The sequence below is a fragment of the Burkholderia sp. Bp8963 genome, assembly GCF_003854275.1.
In the GTDB taxonomy this organism is placed as follows: Bacteria; Pseudomonadota; Gammaproteobacteria; order Burkholderiales; family Burkholderiaceae; genus Burkholderia.
Window position 1 is genome coordinate 1 of sequence record NZ_QTQP01000168.1, and the last position, 832, is coordinate 832.

The 832-nt window shown below is 59.0% G+C and carries 1 protein-coding gene; it reads right to left on the minus strand.

Annotated elements, in window-relative coordinates:
* Positions 1 to 11 precede the first annotated feature (11 nt).
* Positions 12 to 769, minus strand: a protein-coding gene (locus DID96_RS37850) for an IS5 family transposase (protein ID WP_185732511.1) whose coding sequence is annotated in 2 segments (ribosomal slippage) — positions 12 to 448 and positions 448 to 769 — 759 coding nt in all. Because the reading frame shifts where the segments join, the coding sequence is not laid out codon by codon here.
* Positions 770 to 832: the final 63 nt, after the last annotated feature.

The window sequence follows — 832 nt, forward strand, 5'->3', positions numbered from 1 at the left end:
CTAGGTCCTGTTCACATTCTCACCAGCGGCCCAAAGGCGCAGGCAAGCACCGCGAAGGCGAAATAGTTGCCGGCGAGCTTGTCGTAACGAGTGGAGACGCGACGAAAATGTTTGATGCGATTGAAGAAGCGTTCGACGATGTTCCGAGTTCGATACAGCGCGCGGCTGTACCGACGCTTGGTCTTTCGATTCGAGCGCGGCGGGATAACGGCCTTCGCACGCGTAGCGCGGATGGTGTTCACGAAGGCATCCGAGTCGTAGCCTTTGTCAGCAATCACAGCACCCGTGCGCAGATGCTCGACCAATTCGTGCGCACACGAAATGTCCGAGACCTGTCCTTCGGTGACGATCATTCGCAGAGGCCGCCCGGCTTCGTCGACGGCCAGATGCAGCTTGGTCGTCAGTCCTCCGCGCGAGCGGCCGAGAGCTTGCGGGCCGCTTTTTTTCGAGCGCCGGCCGAATGCTGGTGCGCACGCACGATGGTCGAGTCGATCAGCACACGTTTGATCTCCGTCTCGTCGGACACGGCGTGCGCCACGCGTTCCCACACGCCTTTGCGACGCCACCGAGAGAAGCGCATGTACACCGTATGCCATCGGCCGAACTCTTTCGGCAAATCGCGCCAGGGGCAGCCGGTTCGGCCGATCCAGAGGACAGCTTCGACAAACCAACGATTGTCGGTCGCCGTGCGCCCTGGATCGCCTTCCTTGCCCGGCAAGACGGATTCGATTCGTGCCCATACTTCATCGCTCAGTAATGTTCGAATCATCTTGACCTGCTCGCGCAAAAGACAAGATGTAAACACATTTCATCGAATGTAAACAGACCCTAG